Source organism: Pantoea sp. AS142 (assembly GCF_037152305.1).
GTDB lineage: Bacteria > Pseudomonadota > Gammaproteobacteria > Enterobacterales > Enterobacteriaceae > Pantoea.
Genome location: NZ_JBBCMO010000006.1, coordinates 99,592 through 122,884, shown reverse-complemented (window position 1 = coordinate 122,884; position 23,293 = coordinate 99,592). Strand labels below are relative to the sequence as shown.

Genomic DNA, 23,293 nt, shown 5'->3' with positions numbered 1-23,293 from the left:
CTAACCCTGGCTGATAGCGTCCTGGATAGTCGCAACCGTAGCCGCCACCACGTCGTCCAGTGAATGTGCGATATCCACCACCAGTACATCCGGCTCGTCTCGCCCTGGCTCTTCCAGCGTCGCAAACTGCGTCACCAGCATCTGCGGCTTGAAGAAGTGGCCTTTACGCGCTTTCAGGCGGGCTTCGATGGTGTCGAAATCGCCTTTCAGGTAGACGAAACGCAGGTTGTCATTTCCCTGACGCAGGATGTCGCGATAACTTTTCTTCAGAGCTGAACAGACAATCACGGAAATCGCCTGGGTGCGCTGCATGGCAAACGCGGCGTCGTTCAGTGCCTGTAACCACGGCTGGCGATCGTTGTCATCCAGCGGATGACCATCGGCCATCTTCAGGATATTGGCGCGGGGGTGGAGAAAATCACCGTCAAGAAAGGCCGTATTCAGCTGTTGAGAAACCTGGTTGGCGACGGCAGACTTTCCGCTGCCTGAAACGCCCATCAGGATAAAAACGTGATGCGACGGGGATTGCGTTGTCATTTTTCTGCTCCGGCAGGTGAGAATTTGCCAATGTTACCGATAACAATGTCGTTTCTCATTCTCATGGCCGTTTAACAGCCTCGCAACCTTTTTACCAGGAAAAGCATGAAAGTGTGAGCTGACTCATAAAAATGCCACAATCAGATGCTGCCACCTTCACTGATCTCAAAACCGACATCCAGCGGCTGGCAGGTGCTGCTCTCACCGGCAATGCGCGCCAGCAGCAGCGCCGCGGCTTCGCGCCCCATGCGGTCACGTGGCGTCAGCACGGTCGCCAGCTGTGGCGTGACAACCTGGCTGATGTCATGGCCATGGAAACCGGCTATCGCCATCTGAGAGGGCACCTGCAATCCCTGGCGCTGACACTCAAACATCGCACCGACCGCCAGATCGTCATTGGTACAGAACAGGCTATCCGTTTCGGGATAGAGACGTTGCGCCTCACGCAGCAGATCGCCACCGGCACTGAATGAAGAGGCATCTTCCATCATCACACTGCGTGGCGTTAGCCCCGCCTCGCGCATTGCGATTTCGTAACCGCACTGCTTCTGCAGCGTACGTTCATCCAGGCGTGCGCCGAGGTAGACAGTGTGACGATGGCCTTTGCTGAGAATCGTCTGTGTCATCTGCCGGGCCGCTTCAACGTTATCAAAGCCTACCGCCATATCCAGGCAGGGTGTGACGCTGTCCATCACTTCAATCACCGGAATGCCAGCCACTTCCAGCATGCGTAACGTGCCTGGTGTATGGGTGCGTTCGGTGAGGATGACCCCATCAATGTTCCAGCCCAGCAGCGAGCGCAGTTGCAGCTCCTCTTTTTGCGGGATGTAACCAAAGTGGGCGACCAGCGTCTGATAGTTGGCTTCGTCGGTGACGGCTTCGATGCCGCGCAATACGTCAGCAAAAACCTGGTTAGTGAGTGACGGCAGCAGTACGCCAATGGCGCGGCTGGTGGCGTTAGAAAGCATATCGGGGGCGCGATTGGGGATATAACCCAGCTCATCCAGTGCCACCGCAATCTTATCCCGCAGGGCAACGGAGACCTGCTCTGGATTACGCAGGTAACGGCTGACGGTCATTTTAGTAATGCCGACGCGATCGGCAACGTCCTGTAATACCGGTCTTTTCTTCTTCATCGTAGCGCCTGTGATCGCCCTGAAAGCAAAAGTACGATGAGTCTATCACTTTTCTGTCACAAAATTCCTAACCGGGCGCGACGATGCGCGCCCGTTATCTGCTTAGACCGGTGGCAGATCAAACAGCAGGACTTCTGCAGCCGAGCTGGCTTCAATGGTCAGCGCGCTTTCGTCCCAGATAGCCAGAGCGTCGCTGGTGGTGACCGCGTGGCCGTTAACGGTAACGTCCCCTTTGACGACCTGAATCCAGATACGGCGTCCCGCCTCAATCGCGACGTTGTCCTGCTCACCGGCAACCAGTACCCAGCGCGATAAGGTCATGTCCTGCCAGACTTTCAGCGACCCTTCACGGGCATCCGGGCTTAACACCAGCTGACGTCCCTGTACATCCGGGAAGCGGCGCTGATCGTAACGTGGCTCAATGCCGGTACGCTCAGGAATGATCCAGATCTGATAAAGGTGCAGTGGCTCGCTGTCGCTGGCGTTGTACTCAGAGTGACGTACGCCGGTGCCAGCGCTCATGATCTGGAACTCTCCTGCCGGGATCTGCTCCTGGTTGCCCATGCTGTCCTGATGCTCAACCGTACCAGAGAGCACGTAGGTCAGGATTTCCATATCTTTATGAGGATGGGTGCCAAACCCCTGACCGCCCTCGATCACATCTTCATTGATGACCCGCAGCGCAGAGAACCCCATAAAGTTCGCGTCGTGATAGCGGGCGAAAGAGAAGGTATGCCAGCTATCCAGCCAGCCATGGTTTGCGTGACCGCGTTCTTCAGCTTTGCGTACATAGATCATGTTCAAATCTCCTCAATGTTTTTTATAGTTTGTCTCTGAGGCAGTCTGATTGTTAGCTGAAAAACTTCACGCCTCTGTTCAAAATAGTTGAATGAGCATTGAGCAGTGGCTGAAAAGCACTGAAGAAGGGCAGGCAAAAAAAAGCCAGCACCTGGCTGGCTAAATAATACTGGAAGCAATGTGAGCAATGTCGTGCTTTCTCAGGCTGTCGGGCGACCTCCCGAGAACGCATGACAATAATAATCATTATCATTCGCGTCTGTAAAGTCATTTTCATACTTTTTGCTCTGATTAACGCGATGAATACCTTGATGTTTAAAGGGTTTTAATGCTGTGGCGGGTTTTAAATCGCGTCACAGCGTATTTGAACTCTGAGCCTCTGAATGCAAAAAAGGCTCCTTCCGGGGTAATGCTGATCAGTTAAGATGAGATTTGTAAAGGCTGTCACGGTCAAACGTGGCAGCTTTTTTTCTGGGCGAGCGAGCCGCAGTGCGGGCCAGAGCAGGCCGGGCACCAGACTGCGTTATCACCTGTCGCTTAACTGACTAGCATTACCCTTCCGGGGCCCTTTCTGCTTGCTGACTCTGTCTGACACGGTTCACTGTTAAACCGTGCCTGCGCAAACAACACAGTAAAATCTCAATAACCCGCACTCAAATCATCGATGCTGCGCGGATCGGAAGCGCCATAGAGCATGCCATCTGGCCCGATCATGATGCTCTGCGTACTGCCCATCGACGGCAGTACCTTCACATGCTGACCTTTGGTTTCCAGCAGACGCAGCGTATCGGGACTGAAGCCCTTCTCCACCCGCAGCTGATCCGGCAGCCATTGATGATGGAAGCGCGGCGCATTGGTGGCTTCTGCGACGTTCATCCCAAAATCGACAGTGTTAACCACCATCTGTAGCACCGTGGTGATAATGCGGCTGCCGCCAGGACTGCCGGTCACCAGCCAGGTTTTGCCCCCTTTGGCGACGATGGTCGGCGACATTGATGACAACGGACGTTTCGCCGGTTGCACCGCATTCGCTTCCCCGCCTACCAGCCCATAGACATTTGGTGTGCCTGGCTTGGCTGAGAAGTCATCCATCTCGTTATTCATCAGGATGCCGCTGTTGCCCGCCACAATCCCGCTGCCGAAATAGGTGTTAAGCGTGTAAGTCACCGCGACTGCGTTTCCCTGCTTATCCACCACCGAGAAATGGGTAGTCTGATTGCTTTCGTAGGGTTCGAGCTTGCCCGGTTTGATCTCGCTGGAAGGTCGTGCCTTCGCCACATCGATCTGCTGCGCCAGGGTTTTGGCATAGGCTTTACTGGTCAGCGCCTGCCACGGCACCTTCACGAAATCGGGATCGCCGAGATATTCCGAGCGGTCCGCGTAGGCATATTTCTCCGCTTCCGCCATCACCTGCATGGCATCAGCACTGCCAAAGCCCATCTTCGCCAGATCGAAGTTCTCCAGGATATTAAGGATCTGCACGATGTGGATGCCACCGGATGACGGTGGCGGCATTGAGAAGACGTCATAACCCCGGTAAGTGCCGCTGACAGGCGTTCGCTCGACCGCACGATAGGCCGCCAGGTCAGCTTTGTTGATCAGGCCGCCGTGCTGCGCCATCTCTCTGGCGATCTCATCCGCAATTTCACCTTTGTAAAAGGCATCCGGCCCCTGACGGGCAATCAGTTGCAGGCTGTGCGCGAGGTTTTTCTGCACCAGCCGATCGCCCTTCTGCCAGGGCGTACCGTCCGGTTTGTAGAAGATCGCTTTACTGTTGGGATGGGTGATCAGCACTTCTTTGCCGTAGGTCTTGAGGTCATCCGCCAGCGCGTCGTTGACCGGAATACCCTCACGCGCCAGTTTGATCGCCGGTGCCAGCAGGGTGCTCAGCGGCAGAGTGCCATATTTCTGCGCAGCCAGCGCCAGTCCGGCTACGGTGCCCGGCGTGCCGGAGGCGAGATGGGATGTCAGCGAGAGCTTGCTGTCGGCGTTGCCCTGCTTATCCAAAAACATGTCGCGCGACGCGTGTCCCGGCGCCATTTCACGAAAATCGATGGCGGTGGCGCGGCCAGAGGCGGTGCGAAGCAGCATAAAGCCGCCGCCGCCCAGGTTGCCCGCCTGCGGATGGGTCACGGCCAGCGCAAAGCCCACCGCCACCGCGGCATCCACCGCATTACCGCCCTGACGCAGGATCTCGACGCCAACCTGCGTTGCTATCGCATCCACCGACGCCACCATGCCGTGCTGCGCTTTGACCGGGTGAAAGGTGTCACTGTCCACCCCGTAGGAGACCGGTGGTGCCTGGGTTGGCGCAGCGTTAGCGCCCGCCACCACAGCGAAACTCATCATCAGCGACCAGCTAAGCTGACGCACTCTTTGCTGCATTTTCATCCTGCTACCATCCCATATTGTTATTTACATTTTTTTATCATTTACGCAACCCCCTACAAATACAGCAAAAAAACCAGGGTTAAGTCAAATCAGGAATAGATCGGAACGTAAGGTCTGTGATATCGGGTAAACTTATGGCTGCGACCCTGATATCGGTGTGCGTCGTTGTGCACCCAAAACCTGTCGCGTTAAGGAAGGAGGAGTGATGAAAAAGTGGATGATTGTTTTAGCTGCCCTGCTGCCTTTCGCCAGCCAGGCGAACACGCTGAACAGCACCAACGATCCGAACAAGCCGGGCTATAACCCCAGCCAGCAGCGGATGCAGTCGCAGATGCAGACCCAGCAGCAGCAACAGCAGCTGAAGCTGCGCCAGGATCAGCAGCGTCAGACGCAGGATATGCAGCGTAAGATGCAGGAACAGCGCAACAGTGCCCAGCAGCGGGTGATCACCACGCAGCCGGGTCAGCAGAACCAGAACTAACTGAAATCGGGGCCGATAATGTTGATGGCATCGGTACAGATGGCATCAACGCCCCACTTCAGCAACTCCCGCGCCCGATCAGGGCTATTGACGGTGTAGACCAAAATTTTCAGGCCCGCTGCCTTCAGCTCTGCAACCCGTTCAGCGGTCAGCACCTTATGATTGAGATGAATTGAGACGCACGCCAGCGCAGCGGTTTTTTCCTGCCACTGCGCGTCCCAGCTGTGTGATAGCAGGCCACGCGGCAGTTGCGGCTCCACCTGCATCGCCGCTTCCAGCGCCTCAAACGAAAACGAAGAGAGCAACGGTGCGATCTGATCCTGCCACAGAATCGCGGCAGCCTGTGCCACGGCCCGTCCGGTTTCGGCGTCGCTGCCGGTGGTCGGTTTAATTTCGATATTCGCCATCATCTGATGCTGGCGGCAACGTGCCGCCACCTGATCCAGCCGCGCCAGCTTTTCACCGGTAAACGCATTGCCAAACCAGCTGCCCGCATCAAGCTGTGACAGTTTCTCCCACGGCAGCTGACCGGCTACGCCCCAGCCGTTGCTGGTGCGATCCAGTGTGTCATCATGCAGCAGGAAGATCTGCGCATCCGCAGATAATTTGGCATCAAATTCAATCATCTGATGACCATATTGCGCGCCGACATCGATCGCCGCCAGGGTGTTTTCCGGTGCCAGTTTACCGCCGCCGCGATGGGCGACGATGCGGGGATAGGGCCAGTGTTGAGTGCTCATTCCAGACGCTTTCCATGGGTTGAATCGAAGAAGTGTAACGCATCTGACGGCAGATGCAGCCACAGCGTACTGCCTGGCTGCGGCCGTTCGCTGTGGGCTAAGCGTACCACCAGTGGCGTGTCGCCGATGCGGCCATGCGCCAGATTATCGGCCCCCAGCATCTCCAGCGTATCGACACGCAAGGGTACGCCGCCTTGCTCGCGGCTGCTGAGCTGAATATGTTCGGGCCGGATGCCGAGCACCACCGGCTGGTTGGCCCATTTCGCTTTGCTGTCGTTGAGCGGCAGGGCGTGCGAGGCGTCGAGGTCAAAGCGTGATCCATCGCTGCTGAATTGCCCTTTCAGCAGATTCATGGCGGGCGCGCCGATAAACGAGGCGACAAACTGGCTGGCGGGACGTTCATAAATCTCGACCGGCGTGCCGAGTTGCTCAACCCCCCCTTTGTTCATCACCATCACCCGCTGCGCCAGCGTCATCGCCTCGACCTGATCGTGCGTCACATAGAGGCTGGTAGTCTGTAAGCGGCGGTGCAGCTGCTGCAATTCCAGCCGCATCTGCACGCGCAAGCGGGCATCAAGATTCGACAGCGGCTCATCAAACAGAAAGACCGCGGGTTCACGCACGATCGCCCGGCCCATCGCCACGCGCTGACGCTGTCCGCCAGACAGTTCGCGAGGCCGACGCATCAGCAGGTGATCCAGCTCCAGACTGCGCGCAGCGTCGAGCACCCGCTGGCGGATCTGCTCTTTGCCCATCCCGCGGATTTTCAGGCCATAGGCCATGTTCTCCTCCACTGACATGTGGGGATAGAGCGCGTAGTTCTGGAACACCATCGCAATGCCGCGATCTTTCGGCTCTTCCTGAGTAACGCGCCGGTCGTCGATATAGATATCGCCGGAGCTGACGCGCTCTAGTCCGGCCACCATACGCAGCAGGGTCGATTTACCGCAGCCGGATGGCCCGACCATCACCATAAATTCGCCTTCATTGATGGTGACGTTCAGTGGCTGGATGATCTGATTTTTGCCATCGTAGGATTTGGTTACTGCCTGAAGGGTTACGCCTGCCATCTTATTTCTCACTCTCAACCAGGCCGCGCACAAAAGCACGCTGCATGACTAATACCACCACCAGCGGTGGGATAAGGGTTAGTAACATTGCTGCCATCACTTCATTCCACTGGGTTGGCGATCCGCTGGAGGAGATCATGCTTTTGATCCCCGCCACTGCTGTGCCCAGGCTGCCGTCATTGATGATCAGCAGCGGCCAGAGATACTGGTTCCAGCCGTAGATAAAGGTGATGACAAACAGCGCTGCCAGATTGGTTTTGGACAGCGGCAGAACAATGTCGATAAAAAAGCGCATCGCGCTGGCACCGTCGATGCGCGCAGCTTCCACCAGCTCATCGGGCAGTGACATAAAGAACTGGCGGAACAGAAAGGTGGCGGTCGCCGAGGCCATCAGCGGCAGGGTTAATCCGCTGTAGCTGTCGAGCAGGTTGAGATCGGCAATCACCTGTACCGTAGGGAAGATTCGTACCTCAACCGGCAGCATCAGGGTGATGAAGATCAGCCAGAAAAAGAGCGTACGCAGCGGAAAGCGAAACCAGACCAGCGCAAACGCCGACAGCATCGACACGGTGATTTTGCCGAAGGTGATGCCCAGCGCCATGATCATGCTGTTGACCAGCATCAGGCCAAACGCCGGTCCGTTGCCGTTGACGCCGTGGCTCCAGATGCGCGAGATGTTCTCCCCCAGGTGCGTGCCGGGCACCAGCGTCATCGGCACCTGATAGACCGCCTCGTTATCCAGCGTCGCCGCCACAAAGGCCACATAGAGCGGAAACAGGATGGTGAGCACCCCCAGCACCAGTACGATGTGGCTGAAGAGATCCAGCCCGCGTCGATTCTCAATCATTGGTATTGCACCTTACGTTCAACAAAGCGGAACTGGAGTACCGTTAGCCCGATGACCAGCAGCATTAGCACCACCGACTGCGCCGCGGACGAGGAGAGATCAAGACCGGTAAAGCCCTCACGGTAAATTTTGTAGATTAGCGTGGTGGTTGCCTGTACCGGTCCGCCGCCGGTTGCCGCATCGATCACCGGGAAGGTATCGAAGAAGGCATAGATCAGGTTGACCACCAGCAGGAAGAAGCTGACCGGCGTGATCAGTGGTAAAGAGAGGTTAAAAAAGCGACGCACTGGCCCGGCACCATCAATGGCGGCGGCTTCCACCAGCGATTTGGGGATAGATTGCAATGCGGCAAAGAAGAACAGGAAGTTGTAGCTCATCTGCTGCCAGATCGACGCCAGCACCACCAGGAACATCGCCTGACCGCTGTTTTGCGCATAGTTCCAGTTGTAGCCGATATGGTTCAGCAGGTAGCTGAACAGGCCCAGACCTGGATTAAACAGGAACATCCACAGCACTGCGGCCACGACAGGGGCAACGGCGTAGGGCAGCAGCAGCAGCGTCTGATAGAAGCGACGCAGTCGCACCACATAATCCACCAGCGCCGCCAGCAGCAGCGAAAACACCATGCCGAACACCGTGACCATGCCGCTGAATTTCAGGGTGGTCCAGAAGGTGTCCAGATAGTAAGCATCGGCAAACAGCCGTCTGAAATTTTCCAGCCCGACAAAGCGGCTGGAGAGGCCAAAGGGATCGAGGCTTTGTAGCGAGTACCACAGCGCTTCACCGGCAGGCCAGAGAAAGAAGATGGCGGTAATCAGCAGTTGCGGCAGCACCAGAAGATAGGGCAACAGGCTGGTGGAAAAGACCGGACGGGATGAAGACATGGCGTATTCAAACTCAGTAAAAGAGAGGGCCAGCAGGGCTGGCCCAGGGGAAAGATTACTTCACCTGCTGCTGGAGCGACGCAGCAGATCATTGCCGCGTTTTACCGCATTATCCATCGCGCTTTGCGGCGATTGTTTGCCGGTCCAGACGCTTTCCAGCTCCTCGTCGATCACAGTTCGGATCTGCGGCATATTGCCCAGACGCATGCCTTTGGTAAACGGCAACGGCGGCTTGTTCATCATCTGGCGGGTCGCGATATCCGCACCCGGATTTTTGTCGTAGAAGCCCTGCTGCCTGGTCAGCTCGTAGGCGGCAGTGGTAATCGGCAGGTAGCCGGTTTTCTGGTGCCACTCCGCGGCAATTTCTGGTTTAGCGAGGAACTGCATAAACTCAGCCACGCCTTTGTAGGTTGTCGCATCTTTGCCTTTCATCACCCACAGGCTGGCGCCGCCGATCAGGGCGTTCTGCGGCGCATTCGGCACGGTGTCGTCATACGGCATCATGCCGACGCCAAAATTGAATTTGGCGTAATGACGGATATCCGCCAGCGAACCGGATGAGGCGGTAGTGATGCCGCAGTCGCCGTTGTAGAACTTGGCGGTGGACTCATCTTTGCGGCCAAAGTAGGTGAAGTCCCCTTTTTTGTTCATCGCTTCCAGCAGTTCAATATGACGAATCTGAACGGGCTTGTTGAACTCCAGCACCGCATCACTGCCATCGAACCCATTGTTTTCAGTCGCTACCGGCAGCGCATGCCAGGCGCTGAAGTTTTCAATCTGGATCCAGCCCTGCCAGCCGCTGGCGTAGCCACAGCTCATGCCCGATTTGCGTAGTGCGGCGGCATCCGCCGCCAGCGCCTGCCAGGTTTTGGGTGGCTGGTCCGGGTTAAGGCCCGCTTTTTTAAAGGCATCTTTGTTGTAGTAGAGCACCGGCGTTGAGCTGTTGAACGGCTGAGAGATCAGCCGACCTTTGCTGTCGCTGTAGTAGCCCGCCACCGTTGGCACGAACTGCTTTTCATCAAACGCGATTCCGGCGTCTTTGAAGACCTGATGCACCGGCACAATCGCCTGCGACGCCATCATCGTCGCCGTACCGACTTCATAGACCTGCAGTACCGCAGGGGCTTTGCCGCTGCGCACGGCTGCAATCCCTGCAGCCAGACTCTGCTCGTAGTTACCTTTGTAGGTCGGAACAATGTTGTAATCGGGATGCGTCTGGTTAAAACGCTGTGCCAGCGAATCCACTTCTTTGCCTAACTCACCTTCCATGGAGTGCCAGAAAGGGATCTCAGTGGCGGCCATGGCATGGCTGCTGAGCGTCAGACCGAGCAGCGCGCTCATCAGGCTACGACGAAAGGTAACGACGGACATAGAATTTTCCTGTGCAGGTAAATACGCGTGAAATCACGGATTTCTGTTTCGCGAAGTAACATGACACGGGGAAATGACGAATTAATAACAGGAAGATGACAGCCTGGTGACAGGCGGAAGAGAGGAAAGGCGGAGCAGCTAACTACTTTGTTGACAAAATCTGGCCAGGTTGCTGTAAGACTGAGCATGCACAGGAAACACGGTCAGATCGGAAAGACGCAAAATCCGTCATCCATGACATGCTCGGCCCGCGCCGTCCCTGGCGCGGGACGCTTTCCTCTTCTGACCGTGTTTCCTGCGCGTTGAGTTTATTTGTTGCGGCCAGATTCACACTGATTTGAGTTTGTCAGCAGTCTGAGCGGCTATACATCATTGCTACGTCGAATTTATTACCATTAGCTGCAACGGCCTCTGGCAATAGCAGCGCTTGTCCGTGCTTTTGCGCAAATTTAAAGGCCGCCGGCACCACCACCCACACCGACACTCAAGGCCGTCGGCGTCGCAGGCAGTTCGGCACCGGCCAGCGCACAGCATCCGGAGCGTACTGAAGTACGTGAGGAATGCGAGCACTGCCCGGTGTCGAAATGGCAAGTAAGCCAGGCCTCTAGACGTTAAGCGCCGAGGTAAGCGCTGCGGACGGCTTCGTTGGAGAGAAGAGCTGCACCGGTATCTTCGAGCACCACATGCCCGTTCTCCAGCACATAGCCCCGATCCGCCAGCTTAAGCGCCTGATTCGCATTCTGCTCCACCAGGAAAATCGTCATCCCTTCGCTGCGCAACTGCTCAATGGTGTCGAAGATCTGCTGAATAATGATCGGTGCCAGTCCCAGCGACGGCTCATCCAGCAGCAGCAGGCGCGGCTGGCTCATCAGCGCGCGGCCAATCGCCAGCATCTGCTGCTCTCCACCCGACATCGTCCCGGCGCGCTGAATTTTACGTTCCTCCAGCCGAGGGAACAGTTCATAAACGCGCCTGAGCCGCGTCAGATAGTCCGGACGGCTGGCAAAAAAACCGCCCATCGCCAGATTCTCTTCCACCGTCATACGCGAAAAGACCCTACGTCCCTCCGGCACGATGGCAATTGCTTCTCGCATAATGCGCGCGGTTTGCCAGTCTGTAATGGTTTTGCCATCAAAGGTAATGGTGCCCTGCGTCGCGCGCGGTTCGCCACAAAGCGTGCCGAGCAGCGTGGTTTTTCCGGCGCCGTTGGCCCCAATCAGGGTGACGATTTCACCCTGATTGATATAGAGGCTGACATTGTGCAGCGCCTGAATTTTGCCGTAATGGGCGCTGACGTTCTCAATGGTTAACATCGCATTTGCCATCTCAGGCCTCTCCTAAATAGGCACGAATGACATCCGGGTTATTACGAATCTCTTCCGGCGTTCCGTTAGCCAGTGGCGTTCCCTGATTGACCACGTAAATACGGTCAGAAATCCCCATCACCAGCTTCATATCATGTTCAATCAACAGCACCGACACCTTGTGTTCACCACGCAGTTCCGCAATCAGCGCGTCCAGCTCGTGGGTCTCTTTGGGGTTGAGGCCCGCCGCCGGTTCATCCAGCATCAGGATCTCCGGGCGCGTCACCATGCAGCGCGCAATCTCCAGCCGACGCTGCTGACCATAGGCCAGATTGCCTGCCTGACGGTTAGCCAGGTCCAGTAAACCGATTCGCTCCAGCCAGGTCGCCGCACGATCCAGGGCTTCGCTCTCACTGCGGCGAAAGGCTGGCGTTTTCAACAGGCCGGAAAAAACGCCACTTTTCAGATGTTGATGCTGCGCCACCAGCAGGTTCTCAATCACCGTCATCTCACGGAACAGACGCACGTGCTGGAAAGTCCGCACAATACCCATCCGTGCAATCTTCTGGCCCGGCAACCCTTCCAGATGCTGCTCACGCAATTTGATTGTGCCGCCGGTTGGCTTGTAAAAGCCGGTCAGACAGTTGAACACAGTCGTTTTACCGGCACCGTTTGGCCCAATCAGCGAAACGATCTCCTGCGGACGCAACTCCAGCGCCACATTGTTCACGGCTAACAGGCCGCCGAAGCGCATCATCAGGCCTTCAACGGCTAATAAAGGCTGAATCATGCCTGCTCTCCTTGTTTCCCGGTTCTGAGCTTCAGATGCGGCCGCTTCATCGGTAATAATCCCTGCGGACGCCAGATCATCATCAGCACCATCAGGCCACCCAGCACCAGCATGCTGTACTCATTGAGATCGCGCATCAGCTCACGTGATACCACCAGCAGAATGGCGGCCAGGATCACTGCAAACTGCGAGCCCATCCCGCCCAGTACCACAATCGCCAGCACAAAGGCGGATTCGACAAAGGTAAAAGATTCCGGGCTGACAAAGCCCTGACGCGCCGCAAACAGACTGCCCGCAAATCCGGCGAACGCGGCGCTGATGGTAAAGGCGGTCAGCTTGATGCGGGTCGGGCTGAGGCCCAGTGAACGGCAGGCAATCTCATCCTCGCGCAGCGCTTCCCAGGCCCGGCCCAGCGGCATCCGCAGCAGCCGGTTAATGACAAAGAGCGTCAGAACCACCAGCAGCAGCGCCACCAGGTAGAGGAAGATAATACGGTCGCTGGGATCGTACTTCAGCCCAAAGAAGTTATGGAAGGTATCCCAGCCACCTTCACGTGGCGTACGGCCAAACTCCAGACCAAACAGCGTCGGTTTCGGGATCTGGCTGATGCCATTCGGCCCGCCGGTCAGGGCGGTATTATTCAGCAGCAGAATACGCACGATCTCACCGAAGCCCAGCGTCACAATCGCCAGATAGTCACCGCGCAGTCGCAGTACCGGGAAGCCCAGCAGCAGACCAAACAGCGCGGCGACGATGCCAGAGAGCGGCAGGCATTGCCAGAAGCCAAGTCCGTAATAGTGGTTCAGCAGCGCAAAGGTGTAGGCACCAATGGCGTAGAAGCCGCCATAACCCAGCACCAGCAGCCCAGAGAGCCCGACCACCACATTTAAGCCCAGACCGAGCATCACGTAGATCAGCGTCATGGTGGCGATATCAACGGTGCCGCGTGACACCAGGAATGGCCAGGCAACGGCAGCGATAATCAGCAGCGCCATCACCAGTTTCTGTTTTGGCGTCGAGCCATCCAGACCGGGCAACACCAATGCCGGGCCGGAAATTTTTTTCAGGCCGCTTTGCCATACCGGGCGCAGCAACTGGAAAAGAAACACCACCGCACAGCCTGTGGCGATCCAGTTCCAGCGCACGCTACCGGCGTTTTGCACCACCAGATTGGTGCCGTCCAGATTCAGGCGCAGTCCCATAAAGAAGGTGGCGAGTACCAGCAGCATTACCGAGGAGATGAGGGCATTGATAAAGGAAGACTTCATACTTTTTCGACCTCCGGGCGACCCAGAATCCCGGTCGGCATCACCAGCAGCACTACAATCAGCAGGGCAAATGAGACCACATCTTTATATTCTGTGCTGAGATACGCTGAGGTCAGCGCTTCGGCAATACCCAGCACCAGACCGCCAATCATTGCGCCCGGAATACTGCCAATCCCGCCCAGCACGGCGGCGGTGAATGCCTTCATGCCTGCCATAAAGCCGATGAAGGGGTTGATTGAACCGTAGAACTGGCCCAGTAACACGCCCGCTACTGCGGCCATCGCAGCCCCGATAACAAAGGTCAGCGAGATGACGCGGTCGGTGTTAATCCCCAGCAGGCTGGCCATTTTCAGGTCTTCCGCGCAGGCGCGACAGGCTCGGCCCATGCGGGAATAGCGGATAAAGGTGGTCAGCGCCAGCATCGCCAGGAACGTCACCACCCAGATCACAATCTGCATGGTGGAGATGGTGGCGGCAAAACCGTTGCTCTCGCCCACCGTCCACTGTCCGGTGATCAGGCTCGGCAGTGCCAGGTCGCGTGAACCCTGCGTCAGGCTGACGTAGTTTTGCAGGAATATAGACATCCCGATGGCGGAGATCAGCGCAATCAGGCGTTTGGAGGAGCGTACTGGCCGGTAGGCGACACGTTCAATGCTCCAGCCGTAAGCGCTGGAGATAATCACCGCCATCACAAAGCCAGCTGCAATCATCAGCCAGGTCGTGTCGATGCCCATCATCATCAGGGCGGCAATCACGATAAAGGAGACATAGCTACCGATCATGTACACCTCGCCATGGGCGAAGTTGATCATGCCGATAATGCCGTAAACCATGGTGTAACCGATGGCAATCAGCGCGTAGGTGCTACCCAGGGTCACACCGTTAAACATCTGCTGAATAAAATAGAGGAACTGCTCGGACATACCTTGACCCTTACTTAACCGATCGCAGGCGATCGGGGTACAAAAAACGCCTGGCAGACGAGGGCCAGGCGTTCGTGTCGCAGGTCAGGGGAAACCGGTTTTCCGGCCTCCCGCTCACCACAAAACAGCCTGGTTACTTCACTGCGGTCGAGGTGCCATCGGCGTGCCATTTGAAGACGCCAAATTCAAAGCCCTTGAGGTCGCCTTTTTCATCCCAGTTCAGGTTACCCATCACGGTTGGCACCGCAGCGCCTTCCTTGAGGTTTTTCACGATAGCATCCGGCTCAGCGCTCTTGCTGCGATCCATGCCGGTCGCCAGCGACTGCAGTGCGGCATAGGTGGTCCAGACGAACGGGCCGGTCGGGTCGAGTTTCTTCGCTTTCAGCGCCTCGACAATCGGTTTGTTGGTTTCAACCTGGTCGTAGCGTTTTGGCAGCGTCACCAACATACCTTCAGAAGCCGCACCGGCGATGTTCGACAGCGAGGCGTTACCCACGCCTTCTGGTCCCATAAACTGGGTTTTCAGACCCGCAGCACGCGCCTGACGCACAATCTGACCCATTTCCGGGTAGTAACCGCCGAAATAAACGAAATCGACGTTCTCTTTCTTGAAGCGGGCTACCAGGGTAGAGAAATCTTTATCACCCGCGGTGATACCTTCAAACATCACGATATTGGCGCCCTGCTTTTTCAGGCTCTCCTGCACGGAACGCGCCAGCCCTTCGCCATACTGCTGTTTGTCATGTACCACAGCGATACGCTGCGGTTTCAGCTCGCTCATCACATATTTTGCTGCGGTCGGGCCCTGATCGGAGTCGAGACCGGTGGTGCGCATAATCAGTTTATAGCCACGGGAAGTCAGGTCAGGTGCGGTCGCCGCCGGGGTGATCATCAGCACGCCTTCATCTTCATAGATGTCAGATGCAGGCTGGGTGGATGAAGAGCAGAGATGGCCGATCACATAGCGAATGCCGTCGTTAATCACCTTGTTCGCAACCGCAACCGCCTGTTTCGGATCACAGGCATCGTCATATTTCACCGCAACCAGTTTGTTGCCGTTAACACCGCCTTTGGCGTTGATATCTTCAATCGCCTGGGTAGCGCCGGCGAACTGCATATCGCCGTACTGCGCCACCGGACCCGACATTGCGCCGACAATCGCCACTTTGATATCTTCAGCCAGCGCCGCATGGCTCATCGCCAGTGCTACACATCCCGCCAGTAATGCGCGACCTTTCATTTTCATCCTGACTACCCCATTTGTTTTGTCGTGTATGTTGTGAGTGTTTGCGTGGCCAGATAAAGTCGAAAACTGATTAAGCATTAATGAGTTAGCGTACTTTTCTGCCATTTATTATTAATAAGGCTTTATTTTTCAGGTTATTAAACAGGAATTTTCTTCTGTAAATCAACTGACATATTCAGAATGGAGGCCGTGAAACAGCATAATACACTGGAGTCAATGGCCGGTTTATAACCACTTTGCCAGCGTGTTATGCTGGATAAATCGCACGCGATCCCTGTTTACACCTATCATCCTGGCATCCAGGCCATCTTTTGACCTGTTTTATTGATGAAAATGTGGTGGCACTCGGGTTGTATACTTTCGCTACACTTCCCCTTTTTTAGAGGTTTTTGTTATGAAACTCACTATCCAGCGCTTAACTTCGCTGACCGCGCAGGATCGCATCGACCTTGGCAAAGTCTGGCCGGATCTGGAGATTGAAAAACTGGAACTGAGTTTAAGTGAGTCTCATCGTCTCTATGCTGCGCGCTTTAACGATAGGCTGCTGGCGGCTTTGCAGCTGGAAATCTCCGGGATACATGGCAAGATTCACCGGCTGGAGGTGCGCGATGTCACCCGGCGACGCGGGGTGGGTCAATATTTGCTGGAGGAGACGATCAGGCAAAATGGATCGCTAGCGGACTGGTGGATTGCTGATGATGGCAGCGACGACCAGCAGGTGCGGGCAGCGTTTATGCAGGCGTGTGACTTCAGGGCGCAGAGTGATGGCTGGATTCGGTCGGCAGACTAACCGGGCGCAGGAAACTAAAAGGGCGACATCATGTGTCGCCCCCTGCTATGTCGAAGTGCGTTACGCTTCGATCGCCATACGCAGTTTCTTCATGGCGTTCTTTTCCAGCTGCCGGACACGTTCGGCTGATACGCCGTACTGATCGGCCAGCTCCTGCAGCGTGGTTTTATTATCTTCATCCAGCCAGCGTGCGCGAATGATGTGCTGACTACGCTCATCCAGACCTTCCATCGCATAGCTCAGCTTGTCAGCGGCGTGTGCGTCCCAGTTGTCCTCTTCAATGCCGTCAGCAAAGTCAGACGTTTTATCCTGGAGATAGAGCACCGGTGCCATTGATCGGCCTTCGCTGCTCTCGTCGTCAGCAGACATGTCGAAGGTCATGTCCTGCGCTGCCATACGCGATTCCATTTCGCGCACGTCTTTACTGCTTACGCCCAGTTCACGCGCAACCATCTCGACTTCATCCTGATTAAACCAGCCCAGACGCTGCTTAGTTTTACGCAGGTTAAAGAACAGCTTACGCTGTGCTTTGGTCGTCGCGACTTTCACGATACGCCAGTTACGCAGCACGTATTCGTGAATCTCGGCTTTAATCCAGTGCACGGCAAATGAAACCAGACGGACGCCCACTTCAGGATTGAAGCGACGCACCGCTTTCATCAGGCCGATATTGCCTTCCTGAACCAGGTCTGCCTGTGGCAGGCCGTAGCCGGAGTAATTACGAGCGATATGAACTACAAAGCGTAGGTGAGACAGGATCAGCGTCTTTGCCGCATCCAGATCGCCCTGGTAATGCAGCCGTTCAGCCAACGCTTTTTCCTCTTCTGCCGACAGCATCGGCCAGATATTCGCAGCCCGGACGTAAGACTCCAGGTTGCCAAGAGGAGCAATAGCTAAAGTTTGCATTTCTTTGGTCATTCAAACCCTCACAAATTTAGTGGAATTGCCGCACATTTCCCTGCGCAGACGATACATTAAGTCAACGTCGCGCGAAATCCGAAAGCAATCTGTGCTACAAGGAAAACAAAGTTATCCACAGAAAAATTATAGCAGTGAATATTTTACACACAGATGACAGAAAGTGAAGAAGGGATAAGATCCTCTGCACCCACCATCAGTAGCAGAGGACCATTATAACAAAAAAATGTTGCAGGCGTTTACTGCGGCGTAAATCGGCGTAAATGTTGTACCGTTGCCAGCCAGGCCGCGACCCAGCCGATGATCGCCGCAATCAGCAGCAGCAGCAGCGCCTCATCCCAGGAGAAGCCTTCCAGCGAGAAGGTGGTACCAAATACGGTCGCCACACTGGCGACGACGGATTGCAGACGCAGCACCAGCACTTCCGACAGCAGCAGTGACAGCACCGCCCCGCTAAAGCCCAGCAGCGCCCCGCCATAGAGGAAAGGACGCAGGATAAAGCCGTCCGTAGCGCCAATCAGCTTCTGCACGTTAATGGTGTCGCGTCGGGCAAAGATGCTGAGCCGGACGCTGTTACCGATCACCAGGAACACCGCCACGACCATCAGTATGCCAATCATTGAGGCGATCTGCCCCACCAGCCCGGTAAGCGCCGCCAGCCGCGCAAACCAACTGTCATCCATGCGTACTTCATCCACACCCTGCACTTTGGTCACCCGATCGCGCAGGCTTTGCATGGTGTCTGAGTTCTGGAAATTGAGCTTAGGCGTAATGATGGCCACCGCAGGCAGCGGATTCTGCTCCAGCATATCCATTGCACCGCCAAAGCCTGACCAGTTGCGGAACTCGTTCAGCGCCTCTTCCCGCGTCAGGTAATTGACGTTATCCACGCCTTCGACCTGTTTGAGCTGCGCCACTGCGTTTTCTGCCGCAGAGTCATCCAGCGTTTTGGAAAGATAGACGGTTAATTGCGGAGCCGGATACCATTGCGTTGCCGCCTGACTGACGTTTTTCCACACCATGTAACAGACGCTGGGCAGCGTCAGTGAAATGGCAATCACCATCACCGTCAACAGGGTTGCCAGCGGCTGACGCCACATATCAGAGAGCGTGCCGCGCAGCGCATAGCGCCATTGCTCCTGCCAGCCGCCCTTCAGCGCTTTACTCTTCGACGGCCGCTTAGCTTTTGGCGCAGCCGGACGTTTAATACGTTTATTGACCATCATGGCCTCCGTGCAGACGTCCCTGATTCAGCGTCATCATCCGATAATTGCGTCGGGCGATCAGGCCACTGTCATGCGTCGCCATCAGGACAGTGACGCCGACGCGGTTGAACTCTTCGAACAGGCGCAGGATGTCTTCTGACAGCGCGTCGTCAAGGTTACCGGTCGGTTCATCTGCCAGCAGTACCGCCGGTTTGTTCACCACCGCACGGGCGATGCCCACACGCTGCTGTTCACCGCCAGAAAGCTGAATCGGATAACTTTTCGCTTTGTCGAGCAGACCCACTTTATCCAGCGCCGCCGAAACGCGACGTCGGATATCTTCGCCGCTGGCACCGGAGATAATCAGTGGGATAGCCACATTCTCATAAACCGAACGATCCATCAGCAGATGGTGATCCTGGAAGATCATGCCGATCTGACGACGCAGGAAAGGCACCTCGCTGTTACGCAGGCGGGAAATGTCGTGGCCGCTAAACCAGATTTTTCCGGCACTCGGGCGCTCAATGCCACAAATCAGCTTCAGTAAGGTACTTTTACCGGCACCGGAGTGGCCGGTCAGAAACGCCATTTCGCCGGGACGCAGACGGAAATCTACCCCCTGCAGCGCCTGACGTCCGCCGAGATATGCCTTACTGACCTCTTCAAAGCGAATCATCCTAATTAGTCCTCTCGGGCAAACAGTGCCTCAATAAAATCTTCCGCCTTAAACGGCCGTAAATCTTCAATACCTTCACCGACACCAATGTAGCGAATCGGAATACCGAACTGATCGGCCACCGAGAAGATCACGCCGCCTTTGGCGGTGCCATCCAGCTTGGTAAGCGCAATACCGGTCAGGCCCACGGCTTCATTAAACAGTCTGGCCTGGCTGACCGCATTCTGTCCGGTGCTGGCATCAAGCGTCAGCATCACTTCGTGGGGCGCAGAATCATCCAGTTTTTTCATCACGCGGGTGATTTTTTTCAGTTCTTCCATCAAATGCGATTTGTTCTGCAGACGACCGGCGGTATCGGCAATCAGCACGTCAACGCCACGCGATTTGGCGGCCTGAATCGCATCAAAGATCACCGAAGCGGAATCTGCGCCGGTGTGCTGAGCAATAACCGGAATGTTATTACGCTGACCCCACACCTGTAGCTGTTCAACAGCCGCAGCGCGGAAAGTATCTCCCGCCGCCAGCATCACGGATTTACCTTCGGCCTGATACTGGCGCGCCAGTTTACCAATGGTGGTGGTTTTACCCACACCATTGACACCAACCATCAGGATCACAAACGGTGTTTTGCCTGAAACGTCCAGCGGCGCATCCACTTTCGCCAGAATCGAGGCCATTTCCGCTTTCAGCAGGCCGTAGAGCGCTTCGGCGTCACGCAGCTGCTTACGGTTTGCCTGCTGGGTCAGATGCGTGATGATGCGGCGGGTGGTATCCACACCCACATCCGCAATCAGCAGCTGCTCTTCCAGCTCATCAAACAGGTCATCATCAATCTTTTTGCCACGGAACAGACTGATAAAACCGGAACCGAGGTTCTGACGGGTTTTCACCAGGCTGCGTTTCAGCCGGGCAAAGAAGCCCTCTTTGCTGGGACGCTCCTGCTCCTGAACGATGAGTGGCGCGGCGGCCAGCGGAAGATCGCTGACGGTATCGGATAAGGTGTCTGCCGATTCCGCGTCAGTCACTTCGGCATCGCCCAGTGCCAGCGCGGTCAGTTCTTCCTCAGTCAGCGGGGTTTCATTGATCGCAGCGTCGTCCGGCCTCAGAGGAGTCAGCGCTTCTACACTTAACGGCGCTTGGGCTTCGCTGTGCGGGGTTTCAACGATCGCGGCGTCGCTCAGCGCCAGTGCCGTCCGCTCTTCATCGCTTAACGGCGCGTCTGCGGGTTCCGCGTCAACTGCTGGCTGCACCACGTCGTCGGCGTCAATAACCGGCGTCGCATCATGTTCAGGCGCGGCGATTTCCAGCAGCGCTTCAGGATCGGCCTCAATCGGCTCAGCGTCATTCTGCACCACGGGTGCCGTTTCATGCGGCGCTGCCGCGGTGACTTCCGCCTCACGCTGCTGTCCGGCCACCGTTTCAGTGATGACGACAGTCTCTTCCGCTTGCGCTTCCGCCTGGCTTAATGCCGGGGCATCCTGTTCTGGCTGCTGTGCGGGTTCTGCGACCTCTTGTGTCTGCTCCTCCGCTGCAGGTTGTTTCTCTTCCTCTTTGCCAAATCCCAGCCAGGAAAAAAAGCCACGTTTTTTCTCTTTTGCCATTGTGTGACGACACTCCTCGATGGCTTTGTCCCGGTCGCGCGTGGTTTCCAGGGGTAAATCAATGAAAGTCGGTCAGCGCCAGACCGGCGTCAACCGCAGAATAATGCATGACTTCAGCAACTCAGTAGTCTAACACTTTCCAGCCAGCTCACCACAGCACCCTTTTTTAACGTTTCTTCTCACCGATTCGCCCGTTAAACTACGCAACAAATTATGACGAGTTGTGAGCAAGATGAATAAAAACCCCCGCAGTACAGGCGGTGCCGGGCAGATTCGCATCATTGGTGGCCAGTGGCGCGGACGCAAATTACCGGTGCCGGACAGCGCCGGACTGCGCCCTACCACCGATCGGGTGCGTGAGACGCTGTTTAACTGGCTGGCTCCCGTGCTCCCAGAGGCGCGTTGCCTCGACTGCTTTGCCGGTAGCGGTGCCTTAGGACTGGAAGCGCTGTCGCGTTACGCGGGATCGGCGACCCTGCTGGAGCTGGAACGTCCGGTGGCGCAGCAGCTGACAAAGAATCTGCAAACCCTGCGCGCCAGCAATGGCACCGTGATTCAGACCAATGCGCTAAACTGGCTGGCACAACCGGGCGAACCGTTCGATGTGGTGTTTATCGATCCGCCGTTTCGTCAGGGATTACTGGAACAGACGCTACAGTTGCTGGAGCAGAATCACTGGCTGGCGGATGAGGCGCTGATTTACGTTGAAAGTGAAGTAGAAAATGGTGCACCGCCGGTGCCGCCAGAATGGGATCTTTATCGCGAGAAAATAGCCGGGCAAGTGGCTTATCGTTTGTATCAACGTCAACAGGAGACGCAGGATGTTACTTAATTTGGGGCGTCTGTTGATGCTTTGCGTGTGGGGATTTTTACTGGCTAACGTGGTTCATCCCTATCCGAAACCGCTGACTTATTTTATCAACGTTGCACTGATTTTCATGATCCTGATGCATGGCCTGCAACTGGTGTTATTGCGCACGACGCAGACTAAAGATGCGCCGCCGATTGACCGCGTCACCCAGGCCAAAGTATTTCTGTTCGGGGTATTCGAACTGGTCGCGTGGCAGAAAAAAACCTTCCCCCGTAAAAAATAGTGCCGGGCGGGCGCGATGCCCGCCAGTTACTGCATGGGCGTGAAGCTGATAAAGCGCGTGCCCTGCATCTTCAGCTCGCCTCTCGCCCCTTTATCCAGCTGATGATATTCCCCCGCTTTAAGCTGCACTTTGATGTCGCTGGCACCGTTCAGCGGATGAAACAGTGCCTCATACCGCATCTCTTCCCCAGCGATTACTTCACGCTGCCGTGAACGGCGATTAGGCGAAGGAAATTCACGTTTGGTTCTGACCTCAACCTGCAGAGCACGCTCCGGTGAAGCGTCATTCACCGCCACTTCACGGCGTTGCTTAATGAAGTGACGGGTTGCCAGCACGGCGATAATCGCCAGGACAATAAAAAAGATTAACGGAGGTTTACTCATCGCGCTCTCGTGCCTGTGGGTAGAATTAATCAGGCGGCAAAGCATACAACCAGAGTTGCCTGATTGTCACATCGCAGAGGCTTAACCTAAACTGGAAGAGATATTTTGGGATCTTTCACCATTTTGAGTAAAAAAGGGAGAAACAATGCTCTGGTCTTTCCTCGCTGTACTTTTCTCCGGCTGGCTCTATGTCGATGCCACCTATCGCGGCCCACAGTGGCAACGTTGGCTGTTTAAACCGGTCACGCTCCTGCTGCTGGTTGGGCTGGCGTGGCAGACACCGGTGTTGCAGACTACGGACTACCTGATTCTGGCCGGGCTGGTCGCGACGCTGGTTGGTGATGCGTTAACGCTGCTGCCGCGTCAGCAGATGCTCTATGCTGTCGGGGCCTTTTTCCTGTCGCATCTGCTCTATACCCTCTGTTTCGCCGCCAGCATGACAATGACCTTCTTCTGGCCGATTCCGCTAACGCTGCTGATCATCGGTGCCGCCCTGATTGGGGTGCTGTGGAGTCGACTGGAAGATCTGCGCTGGCCCGTCTGCACCTTTATCGGTATGACCCTGGTCATGACCTGGATTGCCACCGAGCAGTACTTCTTCCGCCCGACTGATTACAGCTTCTCTATCATGGTCGGTGCTGGCCTGCTGCTGTTGGCAAACGCCGTCTGGTTCCTTTCGCACTATCGTCGTCGCTTCACCGCCGACAGCGCCATTGTCGCCGCCTGCTACTTTGCCGGTCACTTTATGATCGTGCGCTCATTGTGGGTCATCTGAGAAAATAGCCTTGACTCTGGAGTGCACTCCAGAGTGTAGGATAAGGGATGAGCAACGTTGCTCAA

At 56.0% G+C, this 23,293-nt stretch carries 24 protein-coding genes; 5 read left to right on the top strand and 19 right to left on the bottom strand.

The genetic code is table 11. The features are described 5' to 3' along the window. The 4 genes from gntK to ggt form a co-directional block, all read right to left on the bottom strand. Entirely contained in the window at nucleotides 1-537 is a 537-nt protein-coding gene (gntK, locus tag WFO64_RS12915) for a gluconokinase (protein ID WP_337012272.1), read from the bottom strand. A gap of 140 nt (nucleotides 538-677) precedes the next feature. After that, complete coding sequence (gene gntR, locus WFO64_RS12910) at nucleotides 678-1,673, bottom strand: gluconate operon transcriptional repressor GntR (RefSeq protein WP_337012270.1); 996 nt, start codon at nucleotides 1,671-1,673, stop codon at nucleotides 678-680. A 102-nt stretch (nucleotides 1,674-1,775) separates the two neighbouring features. Next, nucleotides 1,776-2,471, bottom strand: a complete 696-nt coding sequence (locus tag WFO64_RS12905) for a pirin family protein (RefSeq protein WP_337012268.1) — start codon at nucleotides 2,469-2,471, stop codon at nucleotides 1,776-1,778. Nucleotides 2,472-3,110: 639 nt separating this feature from the next. Further along, nucleotides 3,111-4,862, bottom strand: coding sequence for a gamma-glutamyltransferase (gene ggt, locus WFO64_RS12900; RefSeq protein ID WP_337012266.1), 1,752 nt, complete (start codon nucleotides 4,860-4,862; stop codon nucleotides 3,111-3,113). A 205-nt stretch (nucleotides 4,863-5,067) separates the two neighbouring features. Here ggt and WFO64_RS12895 point away from each other — a divergent pair, with 205 nt between their 5' ends. Further along, complete coding sequence (locus tag WFO64_RS12895; protein WP_337012264.1) at nucleotides 5,068-5,343, top strand: DUF2756 domain-containing protein; 276 nt, start codon at nucleotides 5,068-5,070, stop codon at nucleotides 5,341-5,343. Here the strand turns inward: WFO64_RS12895 and ugpQ are convergent. The 10 genes from ugpQ to WFO64_RS12845 all read right to left on the bottom strand — a co-directional run bounded on the left by ugpQ (nucleotide 5,340) and on the right by WFO64_RS12845 (nucleotide 15,786). Then, nucleotides 5,340-6,083, bottom strand: coding sequence for a glycerophosphodiester phosphodiesterase (gene ugpQ, locus WFO64_RS12890; protein WP_337012262.1), 744 nt, complete (start codon nucleotides 6,081-6,083; stop codon nucleotides 5,340-5,342). The genes WFO64_RS12895 and ugpQ overlap by 4 nt on opposite strands. Further along, nucleotides 6,080-7,153 carry a sn-glycerol-3-phosphate import ATP-binding protein UgpC gene (locus WFO64_RS12885; RefSeq protein ID WP_337012260.1) on the bottom strand — a complete coding sequence of 358 codons (1,074 nt, stop codon included), beginning with the start codon at nucleotides 7,151-7,153 and terminating at the stop codon, nucleotides 6,080-6,082. The genes ugpQ and WFO64_RS12885 overlap by 4 nt, the downstream gene beginning before the upstream one ends. A gap of 1 nt (nucleotide 7,154) precedes the next feature. After that, on the bottom strand, nucleotides 7,155-8,000 hold the full coding sequence (gene ugpE / locus WFO64_RS12880) for a sn-glycerol-3-phosphate ABC transporter permease UgpE (RefSeq protein WP_337012258.1): 846 nt from the start codon (nucleotides 7,998-8,000) through the stop codon (nucleotides 7,155-7,157). Continuing rightward, nucleotides 7,997-8,884: a sn-glycerol-3-phosphate ABC transporter permease UgpA gene (gene ugpA, locus WFO64_RS12875; protein ID WP_337012256.1), complete on the bottom strand. Its 888-nt coding sequence runs from the start codon at nucleotides 8,882-8,884 to the stop codon at nucleotides 7,997-7,999. Before ugpA ends, ugpE begins: the two co-directional genes overlap by 4 nt. Nucleotides 8,885-8,944: 60 nt before the next feature. Beyond that, complete coding sequence (ugpB, locus tag WFO64_RS12870) at nucleotides 8,945-10,255, bottom strand: sn-glycerol-3-phosphate ABC transporter substrate-binding protein UgpB (RefSeq protein ID WP_337012254.1); 1,311 nt, start codon at nucleotides 10,253-10,255, stop codon at nucleotides 8,945-8,947. A gap of 611 nt (nucleotides 10,256-10,866) precedes the next feature. Then, nucleotides 10,867-11,580 carry a high-affinity branched-chain amino acid ABC transporter ATP-binding protein LivF gene (livF, locus tag WFO64_RS12865; RefSeq protein WP_337012252.1) on the bottom strand — a complete coding sequence of 238 codons (714 nt, stop codon included), beginning with the start codon at nucleotides 11,578-11,580 and terminating at the stop codon, nucleotides 10,867-10,869. A gap of 1 nt (nucleotide 11,581) precedes the next feature. After that, entirely contained in the window at nucleotides 11,582-12,349 is a 768-nt protein-coding gene (livG, locus tag WFO64_RS12860) for a high-affinity branched-chain amino acid ABC transporter ATP-binding protein LivG (protein WP_337012251.1), read from the bottom strand. Then, nucleotides 12,346-13,617 (bottom strand): high-affinity branched-chain amino acid ABC transporter permease LivM, encoded by a 1,272-nt coding sequence (locus WFO64_RS12855; RefSeq protein ID WP_337012249.1) that lies wholly within the window; start codon nucleotides 13,615-13,617, stop codon nucleotides 12,346-12,348. Before WFO64_RS12855 ends, livG begins: the two co-directional genes overlap by 4 nt. Continuing rightward, nucleotides 13,614-14,540: a high-affinity branched-chain amino acid ABC transporter permease LivH gene (gene livH / locus WFO64_RS12850; protein ID WP_009087789.1), complete on the bottom strand. Its 927-nt coding sequence runs from the start codon at nucleotides 14,538-14,540 to the stop codon at nucleotides 13,614-13,616. The genes WFO64_RS12855 and livH overlap by 4 nt, the downstream gene beginning before the upstream one ends. A gap of 133 nt (nucleotides 14,541-14,673) precedes the next feature. Then, nucleotides 14,674-15,786 (bottom strand): branched-chain amino acid ABC transporter substrate-binding protein, encoded by a 1,113-nt coding sequence (locus WFO64_RS12845; RefSeq protein ID WP_337012247.1) that lies wholly within the window; start codon nucleotides 15,784-15,786, stop codon nucleotides 14,674-14,676. A gap of 394 nt (nucleotides 15,787-16,180) precedes the next feature. Here WFO64_RS12845 and panM point away from each other — a divergent pair, with 394 nt between their 5' ends. Continuing rightward, nucleotides 16,181-16,576, top strand: a complete 396-nt coding sequence (gene panM, locus WFO64_RS12840) for an aspartate 1-decarboxylase autocleavage activator PanM (protein WP_337012245.1) — start codon at nucleotides 16,181-16,183, stop codon at nucleotides 16,574-16,576. 60 nt (nucleotides 16,577-16,636) lie between these two features. On the opposite strand, the gene rpoH is transcribed toward panM, so the two are convergent. The 4 genes from rpoH to ftsY form a co-directional block, all read right to left on the bottom strand. Then, nucleotides 16,637-17,494 carry an RNA polymerase sigma factor RpoH gene (rpoH, locus tag WFO64_RS12835; RefSeq protein ID WP_337012243.1) on the bottom strand — a complete coding sequence of 286 codons (858 nt, stop codon included), beginning with the start codon at nucleotides 17,492-17,494 and terminating at the stop codon, nucleotides 16,637-16,639. A 239-nt stretch (nucleotides 17,495-17,733) separates the two neighbouring features. Then, on the bottom strand, nucleotides 17,734-18,717 hold the full coding sequence (ftsX, locus tag WFO64_RS12830) for a permease-like cell division protein FtsX (RefSeq protein ID WP_337012493.1): 984 nt from the start codon (nucleotides 18,715-18,717) through the stop codon (nucleotides 17,734-17,736). Next, nucleotides 18,707-19,375, bottom strand: coding sequence for a cell division ATP-binding protein FtsE (gene ftsE, locus WFO64_RS12825; protein ID WP_010253318.1), 669 nt, complete (start codon nucleotides 19,373-19,375; stop codon nucleotides 18,707-18,709). Before ftsE ends, ftsX begins: the two co-directional genes overlap by 11 nt. A gap of 5 nt (nucleotides 19,376-19,380) precedes the next feature. After that, complete coding sequence (ftsY, locus tag WFO64_RS12820) at nucleotides 19,381-20,976, bottom strand: signal recognition particle-docking protein FtsY (RefSeq protein ID WP_337012242.1); 1,596 nt, start codon at nucleotides 20,974-20,976, stop codon at nucleotides 19,381-19,383. A gap of 232 nt (nucleotides 20,977-21,208) precedes the next feature. Between ftsY and rsmD the strand changes: the two genes are divergently transcribed. Then, nucleotides 21,209-21,808, top strand: coding sequence for a 16S rRNA (guanine(966)-N(2))-methyltransferase (gene rsmD / locus WFO64_RS12815; RefSeq protein WP_337012240.1), 600 nt, complete (start codon nucleotides 21,209-21,211; stop codon nucleotides 21,806-21,808). After that, nucleotides 21,798-22,070: a DUF1145 family protein gene (locus tag WFO64_RS12810; RefSeq protein WP_337012238.1), complete on the top strand. Its 273-nt coding sequence runs from the start codon at nucleotides 21,798-21,800 to the stop codon at nucleotides 22,068-22,070. The genes rsmD and WFO64_RS12810 overlap by 11 nt, the downstream gene beginning before the upstream one ends. Before the next feature lie 26 nt (nucleotides 22,071-22,096). On the opposite strand, the gene WFO64_RS12805 is transcribed toward WFO64_RS12810, so the two are convergent. Next, a complete protein-coding gene (locus tag WFO64_RS12805; RefSeq protein WP_337012236.1) occupies nucleotides 22,097-22,453 on the bottom strand; it encodes a DUF2500 domain-containing protein in 357 nt (118 codons plus the stop codon). Nucleotides 22,454-22,598: 145 nt separating this feature from the next. Between WFO64_RS12805 and WFO64_RS12800 the strand changes: the two genes are divergently transcribed. Then, nucleotides 22,599-23,228, top strand: a complete 630-nt coding sequence (locus WFO64_RS12800) for a lysoplasmalogenase (protein ID WP_337012234.1) — start codon at nucleotides 22,599-22,601, stop codon at nucleotides 23,226-23,228. Nucleotides 23,229-23,293: the final 65 nt, after the last annotated feature.